Origin of the sequence: Alitibacter langaaensis DSM 22999 (assembly GCF_003096995.1) — a bacterium.
GTDB classification, from domain to species: domain Bacteria; phylum Pseudomonadota; class Gammaproteobacteria; order Enterobacterales; family Pasteurellaceae; genus Exercitatus; species Exercitatus langaaensis.
On sequence record NZ_QENU01000003.1, the window covers coordinates 57,997 to 77,738 of the forward strand.

At 40.3% G+C, this 19,742-nt stretch carries 13 protein-coding genes and 4 tRNA genes; 4 read left to right on the forward strand and 13 right to left on the reverse strand.

Annotated features, from left to right (window positions below):
* Window position 1 precedes the first annotated feature (1 nt).
* The gene (locus C8D76_RS03175; RefSeq protein WP_116631364.1) at window positions 2–1,252 is read left to right on the forward strand and encodes a restriction endonuclease; all 1,251 of its coding nucleotides are present in this window, start codon (window positions 2–4) and stop codon (window positions 1,250–1,252) included.
* A gap of 66 nt (window positions 1,253–1,318) precedes the next feature.
* Here C8D76_RS03175 and hrpA read toward each other — a convergent pair whose 3' ends face one another.
* Together hrpA and C8D76_RS03185 are read right to left on the reverse strand one after the other, a co-directional pair.
* Window positions 1,319–5,245, reverse strand: coding sequence for an ATP-dependent RNA helicase HrpA (gene hrpA, locus C8D76_RS03180; RefSeq protein WP_423802740.1), 3,927 nt, complete (start codon window positions 5,243–5,245; stop codon window positions 1,319–1,321).
* Window positions 5,246–5,470: 225 nt separating this feature from the next.
* Window positions 5,471–5,923, reverse strand: a complete 453-nt coding sequence (locus tag C8D76_RS03185; RefSeq protein WP_116631366.1) for a DUF441 domain-containing protein — start codon at window positions 5,921–5,923, stop codon at window positions 5,471–5,473.
* A 142-nt stretch (window positions 5,924–6,065) separates the two neighbouring features.
* Here C8D76_RS03185 and C8D76_RS03190 point away from each other — a divergent pair, with 142 nt between their 5' ends.
* On the forward strand, window positions 6,066–6,995 hold the full coding sequence (locus C8D76_RS03190) for an AEC family transporter (protein ID WP_116631367.1): 930 nt from the start codon (window positions 6,066–6,068) through the stop codon (window positions 6,993–6,995).
* A 60-nt stretch (window positions 6,996–7,055) separates the two neighbouring features.
* Here the strand turns inward: C8D76_RS03190 and C8D76_RS03195 are convergent, their stop codons facing one another.
* The 11 genes from C8D76_RS03195 to proQ all read right to left on the reverse strand — a co-directional run bounded on the left by C8D76_RS03195 (window position 7,056) and on the right by proQ (window position 15,578).
* Window positions 7,056–8,318 carry an Nramp family divalent metal transporter gene (locus C8D76_RS03195; protein WP_116631368.1) on the reverse strand — a complete coding sequence of 421 codons (1,263 nt, stop codon included), beginning with the start codon at window positions 8,316–8,318 and terminating at the stop codon, window positions 7,056–7,058.
* A gap of 139 nt (window positions 8,319–8,457) precedes the next feature.
* Window positions 8,458–8,532 (reverse strand) — tRNA-Gln (locus C8D76_RS03200).
* Window positions 8,533–8,571: 39 nt separating this feature from the next.
* Window positions 8,572–8,646 (reverse strand) — tRNA-Gln (locus C8D76_RS03205).
* Window positions 8,647–8,674: 28 nt separating this feature from the next.
* A tRNA-Leu gene (locus tag C8D76_RS03210) sits at window positions 8,675–8,757 on the reverse strand.
* A gap of 20 nt (window positions 8,758–8,777) precedes the next feature.
* A tRNA-Met gene (locus tag C8D76_RS03215) sits at window positions 8,778–8,854 on the reverse strand.
* Between the two features lie 222 nt (window positions 8,855–9,076).
* Complete coding sequence (locus C8D76_RS03220; RefSeq protein WP_116631369.1) at window positions 9,077–9,742, reverse strand: ComEA family DNA-binding protein; 666 nt, start codon at window positions 9,740–9,742, stop codon at window positions 9,077–9,079.
* A gap of 88 nt (window positions 9,743–9,830) precedes the next feature.
* Window positions 9,831–10,460, reverse strand: coding sequence for an MBL fold metallo-hydrolase (locus tag C8D76_RS03225; protein ID WP_116631370.1), 630 nt, complete (start codon window positions 10,458–10,460; stop codon window positions 9,831–9,833).
* 110 nt (window positions 10,461–10,570) lie between these two features.
* Complete coding sequence (mepK, locus tag C8D76_RS03230) at window positions 10,571–11,131, reverse strand: peptidoglycan L,D-endopeptidase MepK (RefSeq protein WP_116631371.1); 561 nt, start codon at window positions 11,129–11,131, stop codon at window positions 10,571–10,573.
* Between the two features lie 68 nt (window positions 11,132–11,199).
* The gene (locus C8D76_RS03235; protein ID WP_116631372.1) at window positions 11,200–12,627 is read right to left on the reverse strand and encodes a L,D-transpeptidase family protein; all 1,428 of its coding nucleotides are present in this window, start codon (window positions 12,625–12,627) and stop codon (window positions 11,200–11,202) included.
* Between the two features lie 88 nt (window positions 12,628–12,715).
* Window positions 12,716–14,809 carry a carboxy terminal-processing peptidase gene (gene prc, locus C8D76_RS03240; RefSeq protein ID WP_116631373.1) on the reverse strand — a complete coding sequence of 698 codons (2,094 nt, stop codon included), beginning with the start codon at window positions 14,807–14,809 and terminating at the stop codon, window positions 12,716–12,718.
* A gap of 106 nt (window positions 14,810–14,915) precedes the next feature.
* Complete coding sequence (gene proQ, locus C8D76_RS03245; RefSeq protein ID WP_116631374.1) at window positions 14,916–15,578, reverse strand: RNA chaperone ProQ; 663 nt, start codon at window positions 15,576–15,578, stop codon at window positions 14,916–14,918.
* Window positions 15,579–15,772: 194 nt separating this feature from the next.
* Between proQ and C8D76_RS03250 the strand changes: the two genes are divergently transcribed.
* Window positions 15,773–17,041 carry a paraquat-inducible protein A gene (locus C8D76_RS03250; protein WP_116631375.1) on the forward strand — a complete coding sequence of 423 codons (1,269 nt, stop codon included), beginning with the start codon at window positions 15,773–15,775 and terminating at the stop codon, window positions 17,039–17,041.
* Window positions 17,022–19,670, forward strand: a complete 2,649-nt coding sequence (locus tag C8D76_RS03255; RefSeq protein WP_116631376.1) for a PqiB family protein — start codon at window positions 17,022–17,024, stop codon at window positions 19,668–19,670. The genes C8D76_RS03250 and C8D76_RS03255 overlap by 20 nt, the downstream gene beginning before the upstream one ends.
* Window positions 19,671–19,742 lie beyond the last annotated feature (72 nt).

A 19,742-nucleotide genomic window follows, 5' to 3' on the forward strand; every position in this document is an offset into this window, starting at 1 on the left:
TATGCAAACGACAGATATCGAAAATTTTTTAAATAAATCTGACTATGATGTCAGAAAAACAGGAAATGCTCGCTGGATAGACCAAAAATGCACTCACGACGTATTGTGCATTATTGCTGATTGTATTGATGAATTTATCCAAGATGACACTACAAAAATCTTTACGGTTAAAGATATTTGGAATAGTGAATATGCTAAAGATAATGTTATTGATATTTTTTCAAAACCTGATGTGAACAATAAAAAGGCACAAAATGAATATGATAAATTCTTTGGTCAACCTATTAAACTTTTAGCCTATAGTAAGATATTGACTGAAACCAAAAAAGATAATCGCTATATTTATACTATCAATCATTTGGAGTTACTGCAATATATTGCTATGCGTGAGCAAAATGCATTAAATTTTTTGTATTTGTATATTACAAAAGTATTAAAAGATAGCGGTTTACACGCTGAATTTGATGCATTTTTTAACACTCAAACGACCAATAGTTTTTATCAAATTAAGAAATATTTTTCTGATTTTACAATTAAATATACTAAAATCAATGGGGGGACCGAATGTGGACGAATTTTTACTAAAATACTTAACCCATTAGCATTTAAGCTAAAAAAGAAAGGTACAATCAAAGGTTATTTATCTAAAAACACGATTTTATTATCAGATTTGCAATATAACCGTTTAAATTGGCGTGATGAATTGAGTGGTAAAGATAAAGCATTAACTCGAAATGAATATAAACCAGAATTAGCCGAGACCAAAACCGAAAAAATGGCTCTTTATGCAATCAATAAAGCCAAAAAGGCAGTACGCAAATACAATGATAAATTTAATATTGGATTATCTGAAATTAAGTTTATTACTGAAAAAGTCAAAGCGACACAAATACATCACATTTTCCCGCAAAATGAATTTCCAACGATTGCGGATTTTATAGAAAATCTGATTGCTATTACGCCAAATCAACATTTTAGTATGGCTCACCCTAGCAATCAAACACGCTATATTGATAAAGATTTCCAATATATTTGTTTGATTTCTAAAACAAATACAATCAGAGAAAGTATTTTGGTTAAAAAAGATGATTTTTATCATTTTAATGATTACCAATACTTACCTAATACTGGATTAAATACAGATGAGTTTAGCTTAATTTCTAATTTAGATTTTGGAGCTTTATTAAGTAAGATTGATGAGTTTTATAGTCCGTTGGAAGAAAATAAATATATTTCATTATTACCTAAATAATATTAGTTTATGGGTAAAGGATAATTTATGTAATGCATATCTAAGCACAGATCGCGTATCCCCCCTTTATGACACCGTCTGAATAGCATTCAACACCCTTTTATCTGAAATTGGGTATTTGGTGCCTAGCTGCTGGGCAAATAAGCTCACTCGCAGTTCTTCGATCATATAGCGGATCTCCAACACTTCAGCGCTATGGGGTTTCGATTTAGGGAGTTTTGCCAGTAATTGTTGATACGCCTGTTGGCATTGCTCTACGCGCAGCATTGCCGCTCGATCACGGTTGACATCTTGGGCGAGCTTATCCATACGTTTATCTATGGCTTGCAAATAACGCTGAATGTCCGCTAAACGTGTATAACCCGTTTTTTCCACAAAACCAGGATAAATTAAGCCCGCGATTTGGAATTTTATATCCGACAGCGCAAATGCCATGGTGAAATCCATTTTGCCTTTCAGACGTTTATTGATTTCAAAGGTGAGTGTCAGCAATTGTTCCACTTGTTGTGCAATATCCACGGTGATCTCGTTGAGGTTTTCACGCACAAAATCACGCAATTTAGCAAAATCTTGTTCATTCCAGACAAAGCCGCCAAAATCCGCAATCAATTTATTCACAGCGCAAGCGATACAATCATCAATGAGATCCATCACCTTGCCAAATGGTGTGAAATATAAACCGAGTTTAGATTTATTTGGCAATTTTTCGTGCAAATATTTAATGGGCGATGGCACATTGAGCAAAATCAAGCGGCGCAACCCCTGTTGCATTGCCACAGCCTGTTCATATTCTGTTTCAAACAATTTAATGCCCACCGCTTCTTTTTCATCAGTAATCGCAGGGAAAGCTTTGACGGTGAACCCTTGCTTTTTCTGTTCAAATACTTGCGGCAAGGCATCAAAATTCCAGATATGAATCCCCGATTGCTCAATGCCGTCATCTGCCACCGCAGAAATACTTTGCTGTACACGATCTTTCAAGCTGAATTTAAGCTCATCTAAATTCATACTTTCTGCAATTTTTTTGCCCTTGTCATCAATCACTCGGAATGTCATACGCAAGTGCGGTGCAATTTCATCAAATTTCCATTCGTCCCCATCCACGTTTACCCCTGTCATACGGCGTAATTCGTGGCTCAAGGTTTCCGTGAGCGGTTTATCAAAATGGGTAACCCGCGCTAAAAATGCCTCGGCATAATTCGGCGCTGGCACAAAATTTCGGCGTAAAGCTTTCGGCAATGCCTTAATCAAGGAAACGACCAATTCTTGTCGTAGCCCTGGAATTTGCCAGTCGAATCCTTGCATTTCAATTTGATTGAGCAATGGCAATGGAATATGCACCGTGACACCGTCTGCGTCCGTCCCCGGCTCAAATTGATAAGTGAGTTTTAATTTCAAATTGCCTTGGTGCCACCAGTTTGGGAAATCCAATTGGCTCACTTTTTGCGCCTCATCATTCATCAAGAATGATTTTTCAAAATTGAGCAATTCAGGATCTTTTTTAACCGCACTTTTCCACCAACTATCGAAATGTTTTTGCGACACCACATCTGCGCTAATTCGCTCGTCATAAAATTCAAACAAGGCGCGATCATCCACCAAAATATCACGGCGGCGAGATTTGTGCTCCAAATCTTCCACTTCTTGGATTAACTTTTGATTTTCAAAGAAAAATTTATGACGAGTGTTCCAATTTCCTTCCACTAAAGCAGATTGTATGAAAATTTCGCGGCTTGTTTGCGGATCAATGGCACCAAAATTCACAGGGCGATTTGCCACAATCGGTACGCCGTACAGGCTCACTTTTTCATCGGCAATCACTTGCCCACGAGATTTCGACCAGCGTGGCTCCGCATAGCTGCTTTTGACTAAATGTGTCGCTAAAGGCTCAATCCATTCAGGATCGATTTCAGCCACCATTCGCCCCCACAATTTTGAGGTTTCCACCAGTTCAGCCGCCATTAGCCATTTAGGTTGTTTTTTGAAAAGCACTGAATTAGGGAAAATGGAAAAATGCGCATTGCGCGCGCCGAGATAGCTTTGTTTCTCGCTTTCTTTCAAGCCAATGTGTGATAGCAATCCGCTTAAAAGTGCGCTGTGAATTTGCTGATATTCCGCAGGTTCTGAATTAATCGGCAAGCCCATTTCTCGCACGGTAAGGCGAATTTGATGATAAATATCTTGCCATTCTCGAATGCGTAAATAATTTAAAAATTCTTTTTGACACAAACGGCGAAATTGATTTTTGCTCAATGCTTTTTGCTGTTCTTGAATGTAATTCCACAGATTCAAAAATGCCAAGAAATCTGATTTTTTATCCGCAAAACGGCGATGTTTTTCATCACTGGCTTGTTGTTTTTCTTGTGGACGTTCGCGCGGATCTTGGATAGAAAGTGCCGCCACAATAATCATTACTTCATAAACTGAGCCAAATTTGACCGCACTTAGCAGCATTTTAGCCAACCTTGGATCCACGGGTAATTGCGCTAATTGACGCCCCGTTTGGGTTAATTTACGGCGAGTATGGGATTTGGTTGAAGCGGATGCGTCAGAACGCCATTCAAAGGCACCCAATTCTTCCAACAATTTCACGCCGTCTTGAATATGGCGCTTATCCGGCGCATCGACAAAAGGAAAGGCTTCAATGTCATCAAGGTTCAGCGCCGTCATTTGCAAAATTACCGATGCTAAATTGGTGCGTAAAATTTCAGGATCGGTAAATTCAGGGCGGCTATTAAAATCGTCTTCTGAATAAAGGCGAATACAAATGCCTTCAGATACCCGTCCACAACGCCCTTTGCGCTGATTGGCAGATGCTTGAGAAATTGGCTCAATCGGCAAACGTTGCACTTTGGTGCGATAACTATAACGAGAAATGCGTGCGGTGCCGGGGTCAATCACATATTTGATCCCAGGCACAGTCAATGAGGTTTCCGCCACATTTGTGGCAAGCACAATGCGGTTTAATCCGTTAGGGTGGAAAATTTTATTCTGTTCTTGAGCAGAAAGTCGCGCAAAGAGTGGTAAAATTTCCGTATGTTTTAGGTTTTGTTTTTCTAAAGCTTCTGCAGTATCGCGAATTTCACGTTCTCCACTGAGAAAAACCAAAATATCGCCTCGCCCTTCTGCTTGCAATTCGTCCACCGCATTCAAAATGCCTTGCAGCTGATCTTGTTCATTTTCTTCTGACATTTCCGCAAGGGGGCGATAACGCACTTCCACAGGATAAGTTCGCCCTGACACTTCGATGATCGGCGCATTGTTAAAATGCGTTGAAAAGCGTTCTACATCAATGGTGGCAGAAGTGATGATCACTTTCAGATCGGGACGGCGTGGCAATAATTGTTTTAAATAGCCCAAGATAAAGTCGTTATTGAGTGAACGTTCATGAGCTTCGTCAATAATCAGCGTATCATATTGATTTAAAAAATGATCTGTTTGAATTTCAGCGAGCAAAATCCCGTCTGTCATCAATTTTATTTGCGTTTGTTCGCTCATTTGGTCGTTAAAACGCACTTTATAACCAACTAAGCCGCCCAATTCAGTTTGCAACTCTTCGGCAATGCGAGTGGCAACCGAACGCGCGGCAATACGGCGTGGCTGGGTGTGCCCAATCAAGCCTTTTTGCCCAAGCCCTAACTCCAAGCACATTTTCGGCAACTGCGTTGTTTTTCCCGAGCCCGTTTCCCCTGCGATAACCACGACTTGGTTTTCCGCAATCAGTTTTTGAATTTCCGCTTTGCGCTGACTAACGGGCAGGCTTTCAGGAAAAATGATCGGATTTTTGACCGCACTTTTTCGCTGTTCCAAACGTGCTTTTGCCAGCTGAATTTGGCTTTGGATTTCTGCGGCAACAGCTTGTTGGCTTTCTGCTTTTTTAATTTGACTTAAGCCTTTGATTCGAGCGGCTAAACGGCGCTGATCAATAATCATCATATCGTTTAGCTGTGAAAATAATGTTTTTTGAATGGCATTAAATTCAGTTTTTTTCATTACTTTATGCATAATTCACTTGAGGAAAAGGTGATTGCAATCACATTAAAGATTATAGATTGTTAGAAATGTTTTATTATAGGCGAAATGAGCCACTGCGAAAAAATAAAACCCATTTATAACCGCTTGAAATTTCGTATTTTTAGCACGGCGACAGTGGCGATCATTTTCGGTTATTCATAAAAGTGCGGTGAAAATACCGCAATTTTATGATGAAACTTGCGGTTATTTCACGCCGAGCACTAAAGACAAAATCCCTGCGGCGATTAATGGCCCCACAGGAATACCGCCTAGAAAAGCCACGCCTGCCACGGTGCCAATCATCAGCCCTGTGAGTAAAATAGGCTGCGTGCCCATTAAATTGACTCCGCGTCCAGCAAACCAAGCTACCAGCATGCCCACCGCTAAAGCCAAAAACATTTTCCAATGTAATAAAGCAGAGAAATTAGGAAGTGGCACCTTGCCTGTTACAATCGGCGCTAATACCCCAATGGTAAGGATAATAATGCCAATATTTAAGCCATTTCTTTCAACAAATGGGATATATTTAGACAGGAATGTTTGTTGCATTAATAATAATATTGCTGCAGAAATGGTGATCGAGCTGTTATTCCCCAATACGCCGAGTAAAATGAGAACAACCAATAATAGCGCAATGGAATTAAATTGAAGTGACATAATGCTCCCTAATGCCGTTGAGATAAAGTGCGGTCAAATTATAAATAATTTTGAAGAATTATAACAAATTTTGTAATTCGGTCGTTTTTTTATTTGTGATTTCTCACTAAAATAGAATACTAAATTGACACAGGACAAGATTATGGAAATTGCCTTTATACTCACCAGTAAAATTACCGAGCTCACCATTATCGTATTACTGGGTTATTTGCTTGTGAAAAGCAAATTATTAGCCTCTAAAGATAGCTATCCACTTTCCATTATTGGGCTTTATATTATCAGCCCAGCTGTGATGATTAACGCCTTCCAAATTGATTACAGCCCAGAATTATTGCGCGGCTTGCTACTTTCGCTCGTGATGGCTGTGATTTTGCATATTATTTTAATCATCACGGGAATGGTGCTAAAAAAATTGCTCAAATTAGATCCAATTGAACACGCGGCTTCCATTTACTCCAATTCGGGCAATTTAATTATTCCGTTGGTCATGGCAATGTTTGGGCAACAATGGGTGATTTATGCCACTTGTTTTATCGTTGTACAAACCTTTTTATTTTGGACCCATTGCCGCACGATCATTTGTGGGAAAGGGGCTATTCCCTTGCGTAGCATTATGAAAAATATCAATATTTGGTCAATTATTATTGGTGCCACCCTTTTCGCTTTTCAGATTAAATTGCCTCACATTATTCAAGGAACGATGACCGCAGTAGGCTCGTTTATCGGCCCTAATGCAATGCTGATTGCGGGGATGTTAATTGCCTCGATCCCGATTCGCACGATTTTATCTTCGCGCCGTATTTATTTAGTGACGCTGCTCCGTTTGATCGTGATTCCATTAAGTTTAATGGTGATCATCAAACTTTGCGGGTTCGCGAATTATGCGGAAAATGGGGAAACCATTGCGATGATTAGCTTTTTAGCCACGATCAGCCCAGCTGCCGCAACCGTTACCCAAATGGCGTTGGTTTATGGTAAAGATGCACAAAAATCGAGTGCTATTTATGGTGTGACGACGCTTCTTTGTGTCATCACGATGCCATTAATCATTGCCTTATACCAATTATTCTAAAACGAAAAATCCCAGCCTAGCCGCTGGGATTTTCAAAACCATGCCATTTCTGACCGCACTTTACACAATCCAACCTAATCGGTTTATGATAAAGAGCAAAGCAAAGCCGATTAAGAAAATTAGCCCTGCGATTGAAAGCCAGAGTAAAGCGCCACGCACACGATATTCGCCTTTTAATACAAGGGATAAATTCAACCATGCAAATAAAGGCGCAGAAACAAATGAGGCAATCATCGCAAAATTAAGCATCGGTTTAACTGCATTATTAAAATAAAAGATTAAAGCTAAACCCGATAAAGCTGCCACAACAAAAGCCATATTTAAATAACGTGGCGTGCTTTCTTTGCGGTTAAGTAATAAACGCAGACTTTCTACATTTGCACGAGAATAGCCATCAATTACAGTGATTGTGGTGCCAAACATACACATAAATGCGATAAATGCGATTAAATCGCGTGCCCAATCTCCAATTGTAGAGGCATACATATTAATGAGCTGAGCGATATATTTGCCACCATTCGCCATTTCTACTTGTTCGCCCGAGCCGAATTGAACCAGCGCGCCTAGTGCGACAAAAACTAAAGCCAACACGGCTGTGCCAATAAAGCCTACGTTAAAATCTAACACGCCATCTTGATGAGAAATTTTGGTGAAACGGCGTTTAGCTTGTACCCACATTGAATTCACTGCTGAAATCTCAATAGGGGCAGGCATCCACCCCATTAAAGCTACAATAAAACCTAAGCCGAGTGGGCTTAAATTCCACGGTGAAGGCGCAACAAAATCAGGCTGAGCCACACCATTCACGCCATTACGCATAAAAGCAATGATCACCGCAGCCACAGTGGTTACCGTTAAAGCAATCATAATTAATTTAGATAGGCTGTCTAAAATACGATATTTGCCTAATAACAAAATACCTGTGGTGACGACAATCACGATTAAACTTAAGGTTGGTACTGGCACAGGAACAGGCAGCACGAAGGTTAAAATAGCCGCGCAAAGCAAGCCCACCGCAGCGGTATTCACAATTGTTGCCACCACATTTAATACAAAGAAAAGCCACAAATAAAAACGCCCTTTTTCTTGATAGCCTTCCAATAAGGTTTTCCCACTATCCAGCGTATATTGCGCACCAAAACGGAAAAAAGGATACTTGAACAGATTCGCGAGAATAATTAAGCCCACAAGTTGCCAGCCATACATGGCCCCTGCTTGCGTTGACATAATAATGTGCGAGCCACCAACGGCGGCGGATGCCATTAAAATACCGGGACCAAGCGCAGAAAATTTCGATTTCCATGAAGAAGATTGCGTGTTCATAATTATTTCCAGTAAAATTTACAACGTTTCAAAACTAATACAGGATTTTACCGATTTAAAATAGTTTTACAAATAGAATTTTGAAAATAGATAGAAATAACGCAAAGTGCGGTCAAAAAATTGAAAATTTTGGAAATAATGGCTGGGGTACTAGGATTCGAACCTAGGGATGCCGAGATCAAAACCCGGTGCCTTACCGCTTGGCGATACCCCAACTGAAATGTTTTGTGAGATAAGAAGAAGTTAGAATAGATGGCTGGGGTACTAGGATTCGAACCTAGGGATGCCGAGATCAAAACCCGGTGCCTTACCGCTTGGCGATACCCCAAACACTATTTGACTGCAAGCTAATGAAATGGTGCGGAAGGAGGGACTTGAACCCACACGCACAGGCGCCAGAACCTAAATCTGGTGCGTCTACCAATTTCGCCACTTCCGCAACAAGATATAAAAATAATTTGGTGGCTACAGCGAGATTCGAACTTGCGACCCCAACATTATGAGTGTTGTGCTCTAACCAGCTGAGCTATGTAGCCACTGTTATTTTTAATATTGCGTTACCGTCATCGGCTTTGCGGAGCGTATTATGCGGATTACACGCCCACTCGTCAACTCTTTTTTGCAGAAAATTTTAATTTCGCGTTTTTTCGCATAGAGATTAAACAATTCGGCGCAATTATACACACCTATCCGATAAAACTTGCAAAAAAATAACCGCACTTTAAAAAGTGCGGTCAACTTTAAGTAAATTTCAAAAATTAAAATTTTACGTAAGGTGCTACTTTTTCAAGGGTTGCCTCGCCGATTCCTGAAACTTCTAATAATTCAGATAAGTCTTTGATTTTGCCTACTTTATTACGATAATCAATAATCGCTTGCGCTTTAGCTTCACCAATGCCACCTAATGATTGCAAGGTTTTTGCATCTGCCGTATTGATATTCACTTTTGAAGACGGGCTAACCGCAGATTTTGTTGCACTGACTTTATCCGCTACTGCATTTTTTGCTGATGATTTTGCTGAACTTGCTTTCTCTTTGGCTGAATCCAATTTATCTGCCATTGATGATTTAGTCGAAGCCATTTTCTCTTTGGCTGACGAGATTTTGTCTGTTGCCGCAGATTTCGCTGAGCTTGCTTTTTCTTTCGCAGAAGAAACTTTATCCGCAGCAAATGATTTTACCGAACTCGCTTTTTCTTTAGTTGCTGACACTTTATCTGCAACAGAAGCTTTTACTTTTTCTGTTGTTGATGTTTTGGCAGTAGTCATTTTATCTGCTACTTTCGCTTTCACGCTATCCGTTTTTTCGGTAGCAACGGATTTCGCTACATCTTTCATATTGCTCATGGGATTTTCCGCGGCAAATGTCGCTGCAGAAATAGCTAAACCAATGCTTAATGTTAAAAGAGATTTTAATGCTTTCATTTTAGATCCTTAATGATAAAAATAACAGGGCGTATTGCCCAGTGCTAAGACTATCTAAATCGTTTTTGGTTCCCCATTGAACGGTAAGCTAACGTACAAATGGGTTTTGCGCTTTTTCCTGCCCTATTGTGGTATGTGGACCATGGCCTGCAATCACAATCATATCATCAGGCAAGCTGTATAATTTGTTGCGAATGGAAGCCAATAGTTCTTCATGATTGCCGCCAGGGAAATCAGTGCGCCCAATGCTTTGCTTAAACAACACATCTCCTGTAAACATCACTTTCTGATTATGCTCAATAAATCCGACATGCCCCGGTGTATGTCCAGGCAGGTGTAAGACTTCAAACTGATAACCTGCAATATCAAGCATTTGCTTATCTTGATCTAACCAGCGATCTGGCAGAAAGCTGTCCACTTCAAATAAACCAAATTTCTGCGATTGTTGCGGCAGCGCCTTAAACCAATATTCATCTGCGCTATGTGGACCTAGAATCTCCACATTAAAATGAGCTTTTAATTTTGGGGCTGCACCCACGTGATCTAAATGTCCGTGAGTTAATAAAATGCCTTGCAAATTTAACGCTAATTCTTCAATACGCTTAATTAATTTCGGCGCATCACCACCGGGATCAATAATCGCTGCATTTTTTTCATCATCCCAAATTAAGGAACAATTTTGTTGAAATGCAGTAACGGGGATAATTTCAATATTCATATTTCACTCACATAACATAAATAAAAACCGCACCGAAAGTGCGGTCAAAAATACAATATTTTTGCTTAGTTTTCGCTATGGCATTATTGTTATGACCTAGCAAGAAAATTTTAGCTGCCACGCCAAGTGCGAACAGGACCTGTATCGACATGCACAAAATTACTATTCGGATAATAGCCTACCCCGCCATTATTCAAACTTTGTGCGGCTTGACGCACTTTAGAAAGCGCGACACCATCAATTCGGAAATCAATCGCTTGTCCTTTTATGTGGAAACTATTACTCGCCACACCACGACTACGGCGGCGCATCGCCGCATTGCTCGCAGCAGAACGATAGCCACAGATAATTTGGATCTCTGCATTGCGCAATCCTACTGCACTTTGAATACGGTAAAGTTTACTAAATAAATTCGGATCCATGCGATGAACTTGATCATTACGTTTATCACGCAAAAACCAATCTAGCTGACGCAAAATCCCCGATGAAAATCCCGTTTCTGCACTAAATTCAGAATTGAAATATTCACCCGTGTTGATGTTACGCATACGTAAAATACGAGGTTTCGGTGTTGAAACTGTCGCAAGTAGCTGATTAGGCAGAGCCGCAGCACCAAGAGCAATCCCCCCTAGTGATAACCATTTACGACGACTATGGTTAATTTCAGTCATAAAAATTCCTATTCTACACGTTTATTTCTTTGTTAAGGCAGATGATTTATAGCGTGCTGATTCTAGCATTAAAGATATTTTCGAACTGTGTTCCAGTTCACAAAATTTGCATTAAATGCCGTATCATAGCCATAAATATCAGGCAATGTGTGAACTTTGCCGTTCTCTACCCAAATTGTGACATAATAAAGATAAACTGGATTATTCGAGCGAATTGGCACAGAAGTGGTTTTCTTGCTGGCTAATACGCTTTGTTTTTTATCTATTGACCATCCAGCCTCTTGTAATAAGATTGTGGCGAGCTCATCTGATTTATCCACACGCACACAGCCCGAACTTAACGCACGATCTTTCTTATTAAATAAGGCATGGTTTGGCGTATCGTGCAAATAAATAGCATCTGAACTTGGCATATTAAATTTAAAGCGACCTAATGCACTATGATCGCCCGCGGCTTGGCGGATACGATATGGGAATCTCTTGCCAATGCTATCCCAATTAATATTATATGGATTCACGGCATTCCCTTTTCCATCAAGAATACTGTAACCATTACGCTCTAAATAACCTGGATCCCGTTTCACTTTTGGAACGATATCTTCATTTATCAAGCGCGTTGGTGCATTCCAAGGTGGATTGACCACAACATTGCTCAATTTACTCGCCATAACTGGTGTACGGCGTTCATTTTTCCCCACAATCGCACGAGAATTTAACACCAAGCGACCGTCACGATAATAATTCAACTGATAACTTGGAATATTCACGAATAAACCGTTGTTAAAATCAGGAATGACGCGTAAACGCTGCGCATTAATCGCTAGTTTGGCTAAATCAATGGCTGAGCTTTTCCCTGCACCATTAAGGCTTGATGCAATATGATCAATGGTCTGATGATAAAGAGAATTTTCTTTAGAAAGAGATTTAACAAAAGCTAAACTTTGGTTATTTTTGACCGCACTTAGCCATTCATCAATTTGCGCTTGTTCTGGCAATCTTGCTTTATATGAATTGACCGCATAAAGCCAGCCTTGCGCTGATGCGGCAACATTTTGGTTGTAATACATATAATCCAAAAATGCATCTGTCAGCAACACATCATGAGCAATACTCTCTTTGCTATCTTCAACGGCACTAATTGCGTCTAACGCACGGGCAGAACGTAAAGAAACGCCACTTGCAACCATTGCTGCATATTCGCGCAAAAATTGTTTTTCTGCGTTTGCATCGGTCCATAATTTACCATATTCATTATCTGCATAAATTTTTGCCACCGCAGATTTGAATTGCAATTCATGGTTTCCCACAATTTCACTAATTTTAGCTTCTGCTTTTAGTTGTTTTTGCTGCTCAATTTCTTGATTTGCGGCAGCAACATCAATATTTTCGCGCGGTTTATCGTGTGGTAAATAATCTGAAATGGTGCAACTAGTGCATAACCCCGATACTAAAACCATTAAGGGTGCAAACTTAAATGAACGTGTTGAATGTTTCATTCTGCTGTTTTCCGATAGTTAATTAAAATAGTCCAAAAATCAACCGCACTTTTCCTTATAAACTTCATAAAGTGCGGTCAAAAAATCATTAATTTTTTACATCTGTTGCTGTGTTTTTAACATCTTTAGCGTCTTTGTCGCCTTTTGCCACAACACCAGATTGAGCTTGTTTCGTTTGCTGAAGTTTTACCCAATCTGCTGCCATTTTCTCCGCTTCTTTTAGGAAGAAGTCAGGGGCTTCGTAATCTTTTGGTAAATCATCAATATTTTTTAATTGTTTTTTGCCTTCACGTTTAAAGCGTTCATTGAGATCTTTCAGATGACGCGCATCATCTTTATCATTCTCCGCTTTACGCTGCGCAAAGTTTAAACTTTCAAATTTACGATCACGTCGCTCATCACGCACTTTAAGCTCTTCATTTAACGCGATAAATTCGGGATCTTTCGCAATCCGTTCTTTATGTTTTTGCGCTAATGTCGGCACTGCATCGCGTGCGCTTCCAGCTGTGGAATACATTGCAGCAGGAATTTTATCCCAAGGCAATGCATTATCTTCTTTCTCTTCGCCTGTTTCTTTGGCATCAATGATTTCAGGGAAGGCAATATCAGGTGCCACACCTTTCATTTGCGTACTTCCCCCATTGATGCGGTAGAATTTTTGAATCGTGTACTGAATAAAGCCGAGCGGATCCTGATCTAAATCATAAACAAAATTCAATGAACGGCTTTGCTGAACCGTACCTTTACCAAAGGTATTTTGACCAATAATGATTCCACGATTGTAATCTTGCATTGCCGCTGAGAAAATCTCTGATGCGGAAGCACTATGACGATTAATCATCACTAATAATGGACCAGAATAAACCTGCGCATCATCTGGATCTTCGTGAACACGAATACGGTTATAAGCATCACGCACCTGAACAACAGGGCCGTCAGCAATAAACAAGCCACTGAGTTCAACCGCTTCGGTTAATGCGCCACCGCCGTTTTCGCGCAAATCAATGATTAGCGAAGTGGCTTTTTTCGCTTTCATTTCAGCTAATAATTTGCGAACATCTGCGGTTAAACCAATGTAGAATGACGGAATTTTAATAACGGCAACCGTTTCGCCGTCCACTTTTTCTACGGTTAATTTAGCGGCACTATCTTCAATACGCACTTTATCGCGCACAAGGGTGACGATACGGCTTTTACCGCCTTTGGCAGATTCAACTTCTAAGCGAACTTTTGAGCCTTTTTTCCCTTTGATTTTGTCAACCACATCTTCTAAACGCCAACCCACGACATCTTCAATCTCACCTGTAGCTTGACCGACACCGATAATTTTATCGCCCGCTTTGAGTTTTTTGCTGCGGTCAGCGGGTGCCCCAGGCACTAAAGATTGAATGATGGTCTCATCATCTTCTTGACGCAATGTTGCACCAATGCCTTCCAAGGATAAATTCATACTTTCGTTGAAACTTTTCGCTGTTCTAGGTGCTAAATAGCTAGTATGCGGATCAATTTCACGCGCAAATGAATTTAAAAACATTTGGGTAATATCATCCGATTTCGCTTGCGTTAAACGACGAATGGCTAAATTATAACGTTTTGTTAATGTTTTCTTAATTTCGGGCCAAGTTTTGCCTTTTAATTTCAGTACAATAACATCGTTTTTGACACGCTCTTCCCAGAGTTTATCTGCTTCTTCTTTATTTTTCGGCCATGCGGCTTTTTTACGATCAATTTCAATTTGATCATTGGTCGTTAAATTAGGTTCTTTATCAAGTAAGCTCAATGCGTATTCATAACGTTCGTAACGGCGTTTTGCCAATAAATCATAAATGGCAAATGCGGCATCCAATTTACCCTCATTCAATTCATTATCCAATTGCTGTGCATATTTCGCGCGTAAATCGGCAATGTCGGATTCAATAAACGTATTGTGGCTATAATCTAAGAAATCTAGGTAACGATCAAAAATCAATTTTGAAAACTCATCATCTAATTGAAATTTACGATAATGAGATTGTGTTAAACGTGTGGTGACACGTTTAGTCGCCAACGAGTTCTCTTCTGTTGGCTGTAACACTGAAATTTCGTTTGCCTTAATTGTAGGTTGCACAGCTAGGATATTGACACTAAACACAAGGGTGGCAATAGTGGTGGCAATATGCGTTTTGGTAAATTTGAACGTCATTGAGTTTCCTTATATTTGGACTTTCCTAATAAAGAAAAACATCGTAGAGCTTATTTTAGCCCACGATGTGAGTATATACGCCCCGTTAAAACAGGGCATGAATTGATTATGCAAATAAGCGATCCGCTGTGACATTAATCACTAATCCATTTTCTAACTGGACACGTGCCGACTCTTTTAATACATCAAGCACTACCGCTTTTTGTGCATTTTCGCCCGCTTTGACTTTTACATTCGCCCCTTTAACCAAAGAAGAGAAATCAAGTGCGGTTAATTCTGGCTGAGTTTTTGGCTTACGAGCAGGTTTATTTCCCTCTGCTTTATGTGTGTTAGCTTTACGAGCTGGGCGTTTTTTCTGAGTGGCTTTTGCCGCTTTTTCTGCTGCACGTTTTTCTGCGAATTTTGCTTTTGCTTCTGCCAATTGTTGTGCTGCGTGATCCGCATGTTCTTGCTCTAAAATACCAGCAGGATTGCCTTGTAAATCAACACGTTCTGCCCCTAAGCGGCAACCATGCAAATAACGCCAGTTTGAAGTATATTGGCGCAAGGCATGACGCAATTGGGTTTTACTCACACACTCATCATCTTTTAACGCTTCGGCTAAATCTTGGAATAAACCGATTTTTAATGGTTTCGCTTCACCTTCAAGAGAAAAACATAATGGGAATTTTTCTGCTAAATACGTAATGATATCCTTATTATTCGTTAACTTTACGTTTTCTGTCGTTTGTGTTTCGGTGGTTTGAACTTCGTTTTGAACTTCAGTCATTTTTGTTCCTGTCTAAATTACGAAAATTTGTGAATGAAAAATTGTGCGTATTTTATCCCACTTCGCTAAGATTTCGCAATGAATTAATTACGCTTTATGGATAAAGTCTCAGTTTTCTTATTTTTTGACCGCACTTTTGCTTTTTCTATAAGAAAAATCTAAAATACCGCGTTAATCAGAAAGCGTCGGAGTTTATGGCTAAATATATTCAACCTTCAGAAAAAGTTCAGCACATTGCACGCTGTGGCGAGTGCGATGGACTTGTGGCTATCTCCGAATTAAGCAAAGGACAACATGCAGAATGTCCACGTTGCCATAACAGGCTACAATCCAAAGATCGTTGGTCGCTTAGACGTTGCGCCATTATTGCTCTTTCTATTCTGATTTTAATGCCCTTTGCGCTCAAATACCCATTACTCAGCGCGGATTTAATTGGTGTCACGGTAGATGCTTCCATCTGGGGCGGTGTATGGAAAATGGCAACGGAGGGCTACCCTGTCACTGCCTTTATGGTATTCCTCACTGCTATTTTTGCCCCAATTAGTTTTTGCCTCTCCGTTATCATTTTGCGCGGCTGTCAAATTCTTAAACGTAAGCCACGCAATTTACTCATTGCCATTGACTATCTTAAACCTTGGGTCATGTTTGATGTGTACTTAGTGGCAATTGGCGTCAGTGCTTTTAAAGTGCGTGATTATGCTACATTAGTATTTGATATTTATTTGATTGCATTCATAGCGACCGCAATTTTAATGACCTTGCTTTTTGCCAAAATTAATCCGCGCGAGCTGTGGAATGATTTTTATCCACAATATGTACAACTCACGCCAGAAAATGCAGAAAAACTTAGCGAAAATCCACCGCACTTTTGCCATAGCTGTGATTATACCTTTGTGCGCCCATTGCAAGATAATAAATCACGAAATATCTGCCCGCGTTGCCATAGCTTGCTCAACAGATCTGCCACGATTAGCCTGCAACAAACTTGGGCGCCTTTATTAGCGGGAATTATTATGCTGTTTCCTGCAAATTTATATCCCATTTCCTATACATTTATGAACAACATTCCGACGGGAGATACGCTCATTTCTGGCGTTATTACCTTTATCGGTATGGGCAGTTATTTTGTCGCCTTTGTGGTGTTTGCTGCCAGTATCTTTGTGCCCATCAGCAAAGCATTAATTATGTTATATTTACTTGCAAGCATCCATTTTAACTGGCGTCATTCAATAAAATGGCAAATGCGTTTATTCCATATTATTCACTTTGTGGGGCGCTGGTCGATGTTAGATTTATTTGTATTAGCCATGATGATGTCGTTAGTTACTCGCGGACAAATTATCAATTTCTCCGTTGGTCCTGCCGCCTTTTATTTTGGTGCTTCCGTGTTTTTAACTATGATTGCAACGATGAACTTTGACAGTCGTTTACTTTGGAAAATTTATGACAGACAAGCAAAATAATCCTTCTGAAACTCAACAGCTAGCTCAGGCTAAGGTTCGTAAATCTCGCCAAATTTCGCCTTTTTGGCTACTCCCGATAATCGCTTTAATTATTGGGGCGACACTGTTCTTTCAAATTATTAAGGAACAAGGCTATAACATTCATATCACCTTTGCCACTGGTGATGGCTTAGTCGCAAACAAAACGCAGATTCGCTACCAAGGGCTACAAATTGGTGTCGTCAAAAAAGTGAATTTCACAGATGATCTGAAAAAAATCGTGGTGGAAGCCAATATTTATCCTGAAGCAAAAACCATATTACGCGAAAATACCAAATTTTGGATCGTACAACCGAATGCCTCATTGGCGGGTATTTCAGGGTTAGATACCTTAATTTCAGGAAACTATATCACTCTGCAACCTGGCGATGGCGAAGAAAAATATGAATTCGTGGCAGAAACAGAGGGGCCGATTGCACAAATAGCAGATGGCGACTTATTAATTCATTTAATGAGTAACGATCTGGGTTCTATTTCTGTCGGCGCTTCCGTTTATTATAAAAAAATGCCCGTTGGTAAAGTGCTCAATTATCGCTTTACCAAAGATCAAAAAGAAATTGAGATCGATGTGGTAATCGAAAAAGCCTATGCTAATTTAGTCAAGGCTAACAGCCATTTCTGGAATATTAGTGGTATTAAAGCCGATGTGGGCATGGGCGGGATTAAAGTGGATGTTGATAGCCTTGCTTCTGTTGTTCAAGGTGCGATGTCCTTTGATTCCCCAGAAGGCAGCGAAAATGCGAAAACCAATGATCGTTTTACTCTATATCCAAACTTGCAAGCCGCACAACGCGGTATTGAAGTTCATATCGAATTACCAAATGTCGCAGGGCTACAGGCTGGCGGCACAAAAGTTTTCCATAACAATCTACAAATTGGCACGATTTCACAGCTCGAAGAAACCGATCCAGCGAGCCCAACGGTTAAAGGAATATTATTACTTAGCCCAAATAGCCAAGATCTACTTAAACAAAATACGCTCTTTGTGCTACGCAAACCCAATATCAACCTTGGGAAATTAGATGATTTACCCGAATTATTGCGCGGTCAATATATTGATGTGCTCGCAGGCGATGGTGCTTCGACCACTTCATTTGTTGCGGTGAAAGAAAATGAATTGTTGCTCAAACAGCCTAATACATTAGTGATAGATTTAACCGCGCCTGAAACCTTTGGTATCAGCGAAGGGCAGCAAATTTATTATAACAATCTCCCTATTGGCGAATTAGTAAGCCAACAAATCAGCGCTGACGGCGTGGTGTTTAAAGCGGCGATTAATAGACAATATCGCCATTTAATTCACGCAGATACGCAATTTATTGCCGCTTCAAATTTTGATATGTCATTAACAGCGGATGGTTTGCGTTTTGAGGCAGCGACACCTGAAAAATGGCTGCAAGGTGGCGTGCGCATCATTAATAATAAAAATCAAGGCGCAGCAAAATCAAGCTACCCTATTTTCCAAAATATCAGCAATGCGGATGCTGGGATCACGAGTAATCAGCTTAGCCCAAGTATTACCTTAACCACGCAGAATTTACCGAGTATCAGCAAAAACTCATTGGTGCTCTATCGTCAATATGAAGTTGGCAAAATTTTAGATATTCGCCCAACCAAATCGAATTTTGAAGTGGATGTTTATATTTATCCGAAATATCGCCATTTGCTCACAGATAAAAGTGTATTCTGGGTGGAAAGTGCCGCGCAAATTGATATAACCCCTAAAGGCATTAGCATTCAGGCAACGCCAGTGGCGCGCTCGCTTAAAGGAGCGATTAGCTTTGACAACACGGGTTCTGGAAAAAATAAAACTTTATACGCGAACGAACTGCGTGCTAAATCCGCAGGGCAATTGATTACTCTGACAACCGATGACGCCACCAATTTAAGCAAAGGAATGAGCTTGCGTTATATGGGATTAACGGTCGGTGAAGTGGAAAGTATCACCCTTGATCAGAAGTCTAACAAAATCGTGGCAAAAGCCTTAATGAATCCAAGCTATATGAATTTAGTTGCCAAAGCAGGTTCGCAATTCCGCGTTATTTCGCCGCAAATTTCCGCAGGCGCCATTGAGAATTTAGATAGCTTGCTGCAGCCTTATATTGATATTGATGTGGGCAATGGTGCTCGTCAAACCCAATTCCGCTTGGTGGATAACAACTCGCGCCAACAAGATAAATTAACAGGCGGCTTCCCAATTATTCTTGAAACCAGTGATGCTTCTAATTTAAGCGTGGGGGCGCCTGTGATGTATCGCGGTGTCGATGTAGGCAAAATCCAAAATATGGAACTCAATAGCCTAGGCGATCGTGTGTTGATTTATATTATGATCAAAAATAAACATGCTCACCTTGTGCGTCAAAATTCAGAATTTTGGATCTCTTCGGGGTATTCGGCAGGTGTAGGTTGGTCTGGTATTGAAGTGAACACTGGCTCGGTGCAACAACTGTTGAAAGGGGGAATTGCGTTCTCTACACCGTCTAGCACAGTTGTACAGCCGCAAGCCAAAGCAAACCAACGTTTCTTGCTACAAATTCGCCGCCCTGATGAATCAAAACAATGGAATTCAGGCGCAATGCCGAACAATTAAAATTAACAAAAATCTGACCGCACTTTTGCCGAAATACTATTTCGGCATTTCAGCGGAAATAATAAAGGCAGA

What these genes read in the sequence shown, in the direction of transcription:
- C8D76_RS03175 (WP_116631364.1), top strand. Translation starts at nt 2, where the DNA reads ATGCAAACGACAGATATCGAAAATTTTTTAAATAAATCTGACTATGAT.
- hrpA (WP_423802740.1), bottom strand. Translation starts at nt 5,245, where the DNA reads ATGAAAAAAACTGAATTTAATGCCATTCAAAAAACATTATTTTCACAG.
- C8D76_RS03185 (WP_116631366.1), bottom strand. Translation starts at nt 5,923, where the DNA reads ATGTCACTTCAATTTAATTCCATTGCGCTATTATTGGTTGTTCTCATT.
- C8D76_RS03190 (WP_116631367.1), top strand. Translation starts at nt 6,066, where the DNA reads ATGGAAATTGCCTTTATACTCACCAGTAAAATTACCGAGCTCACCATT.
- C8D76_RS03195 (WP_116631368.1), bottom strand. Translation starts at nt 8,318, where the DNA reads ATGAACACGCAATCTTCTTCATGGAAATCGAAATTTTCTGCGCTTGGT.
- C8D76_RS03220 (WP_116631369.1), bottom strand. Translation starts at nt 9,742, where the DNA reads ATGAAAGCATTAAAATCTCTTTTAACATTAAGCATTGGTTTAGCTATT.
- C8D76_RS03225 (WP_116631370.1), bottom strand. Translation starts at nt 10,460, where the DNA reads ATGAATATTGAAATTATCCCCGTTACTGCATTTCAACAAAATTGTTCC.
- mepK (WP_116631371.1), bottom strand. Translation starts at nt 11,131, where the DNA reads ATGACTGAAATTAACCATAGTCGTCGTAAATGGTTATCACTAGGGGGG.
- C8D76_RS03235 (WP_116631372.1), bottom strand. Translation starts at nt 12,627, where the DNA reads ATGAAACATTCAACACGTTCATTTAAGTTTGCACCCTTAATGGTTTTA.
- prc (WP_116631373.1), bottom strand. Translation starts at nt 14,809, where the DNA reads ATGACGTTCAAATTTACCAAAACGCATATTGCCACCACTATTGCCACC.
- proQ (WP_116631374.1), bottom strand. Translation starts at nt 15,578, where the DNA reads ATGACTGAAGTTCAAAACGAAGTTCAAACCACCGAAACACAAACGACA.
- C8D76_RS03250 (WP_116631375.1), top strand. Translation starts at nt 15,773, where the DNA reads ATGGCTAAATATATTCAACCTTCAGAAAAAGTTCAGCACATTGCACGC.
- C8D76_RS03255 (WP_116631376.1), top strand. Translation starts at nt 17,022, where the DNA reads ATGACAGACAAGCAAAATAATCCTTCTGAAACTCAACAGCTAGCTCAG.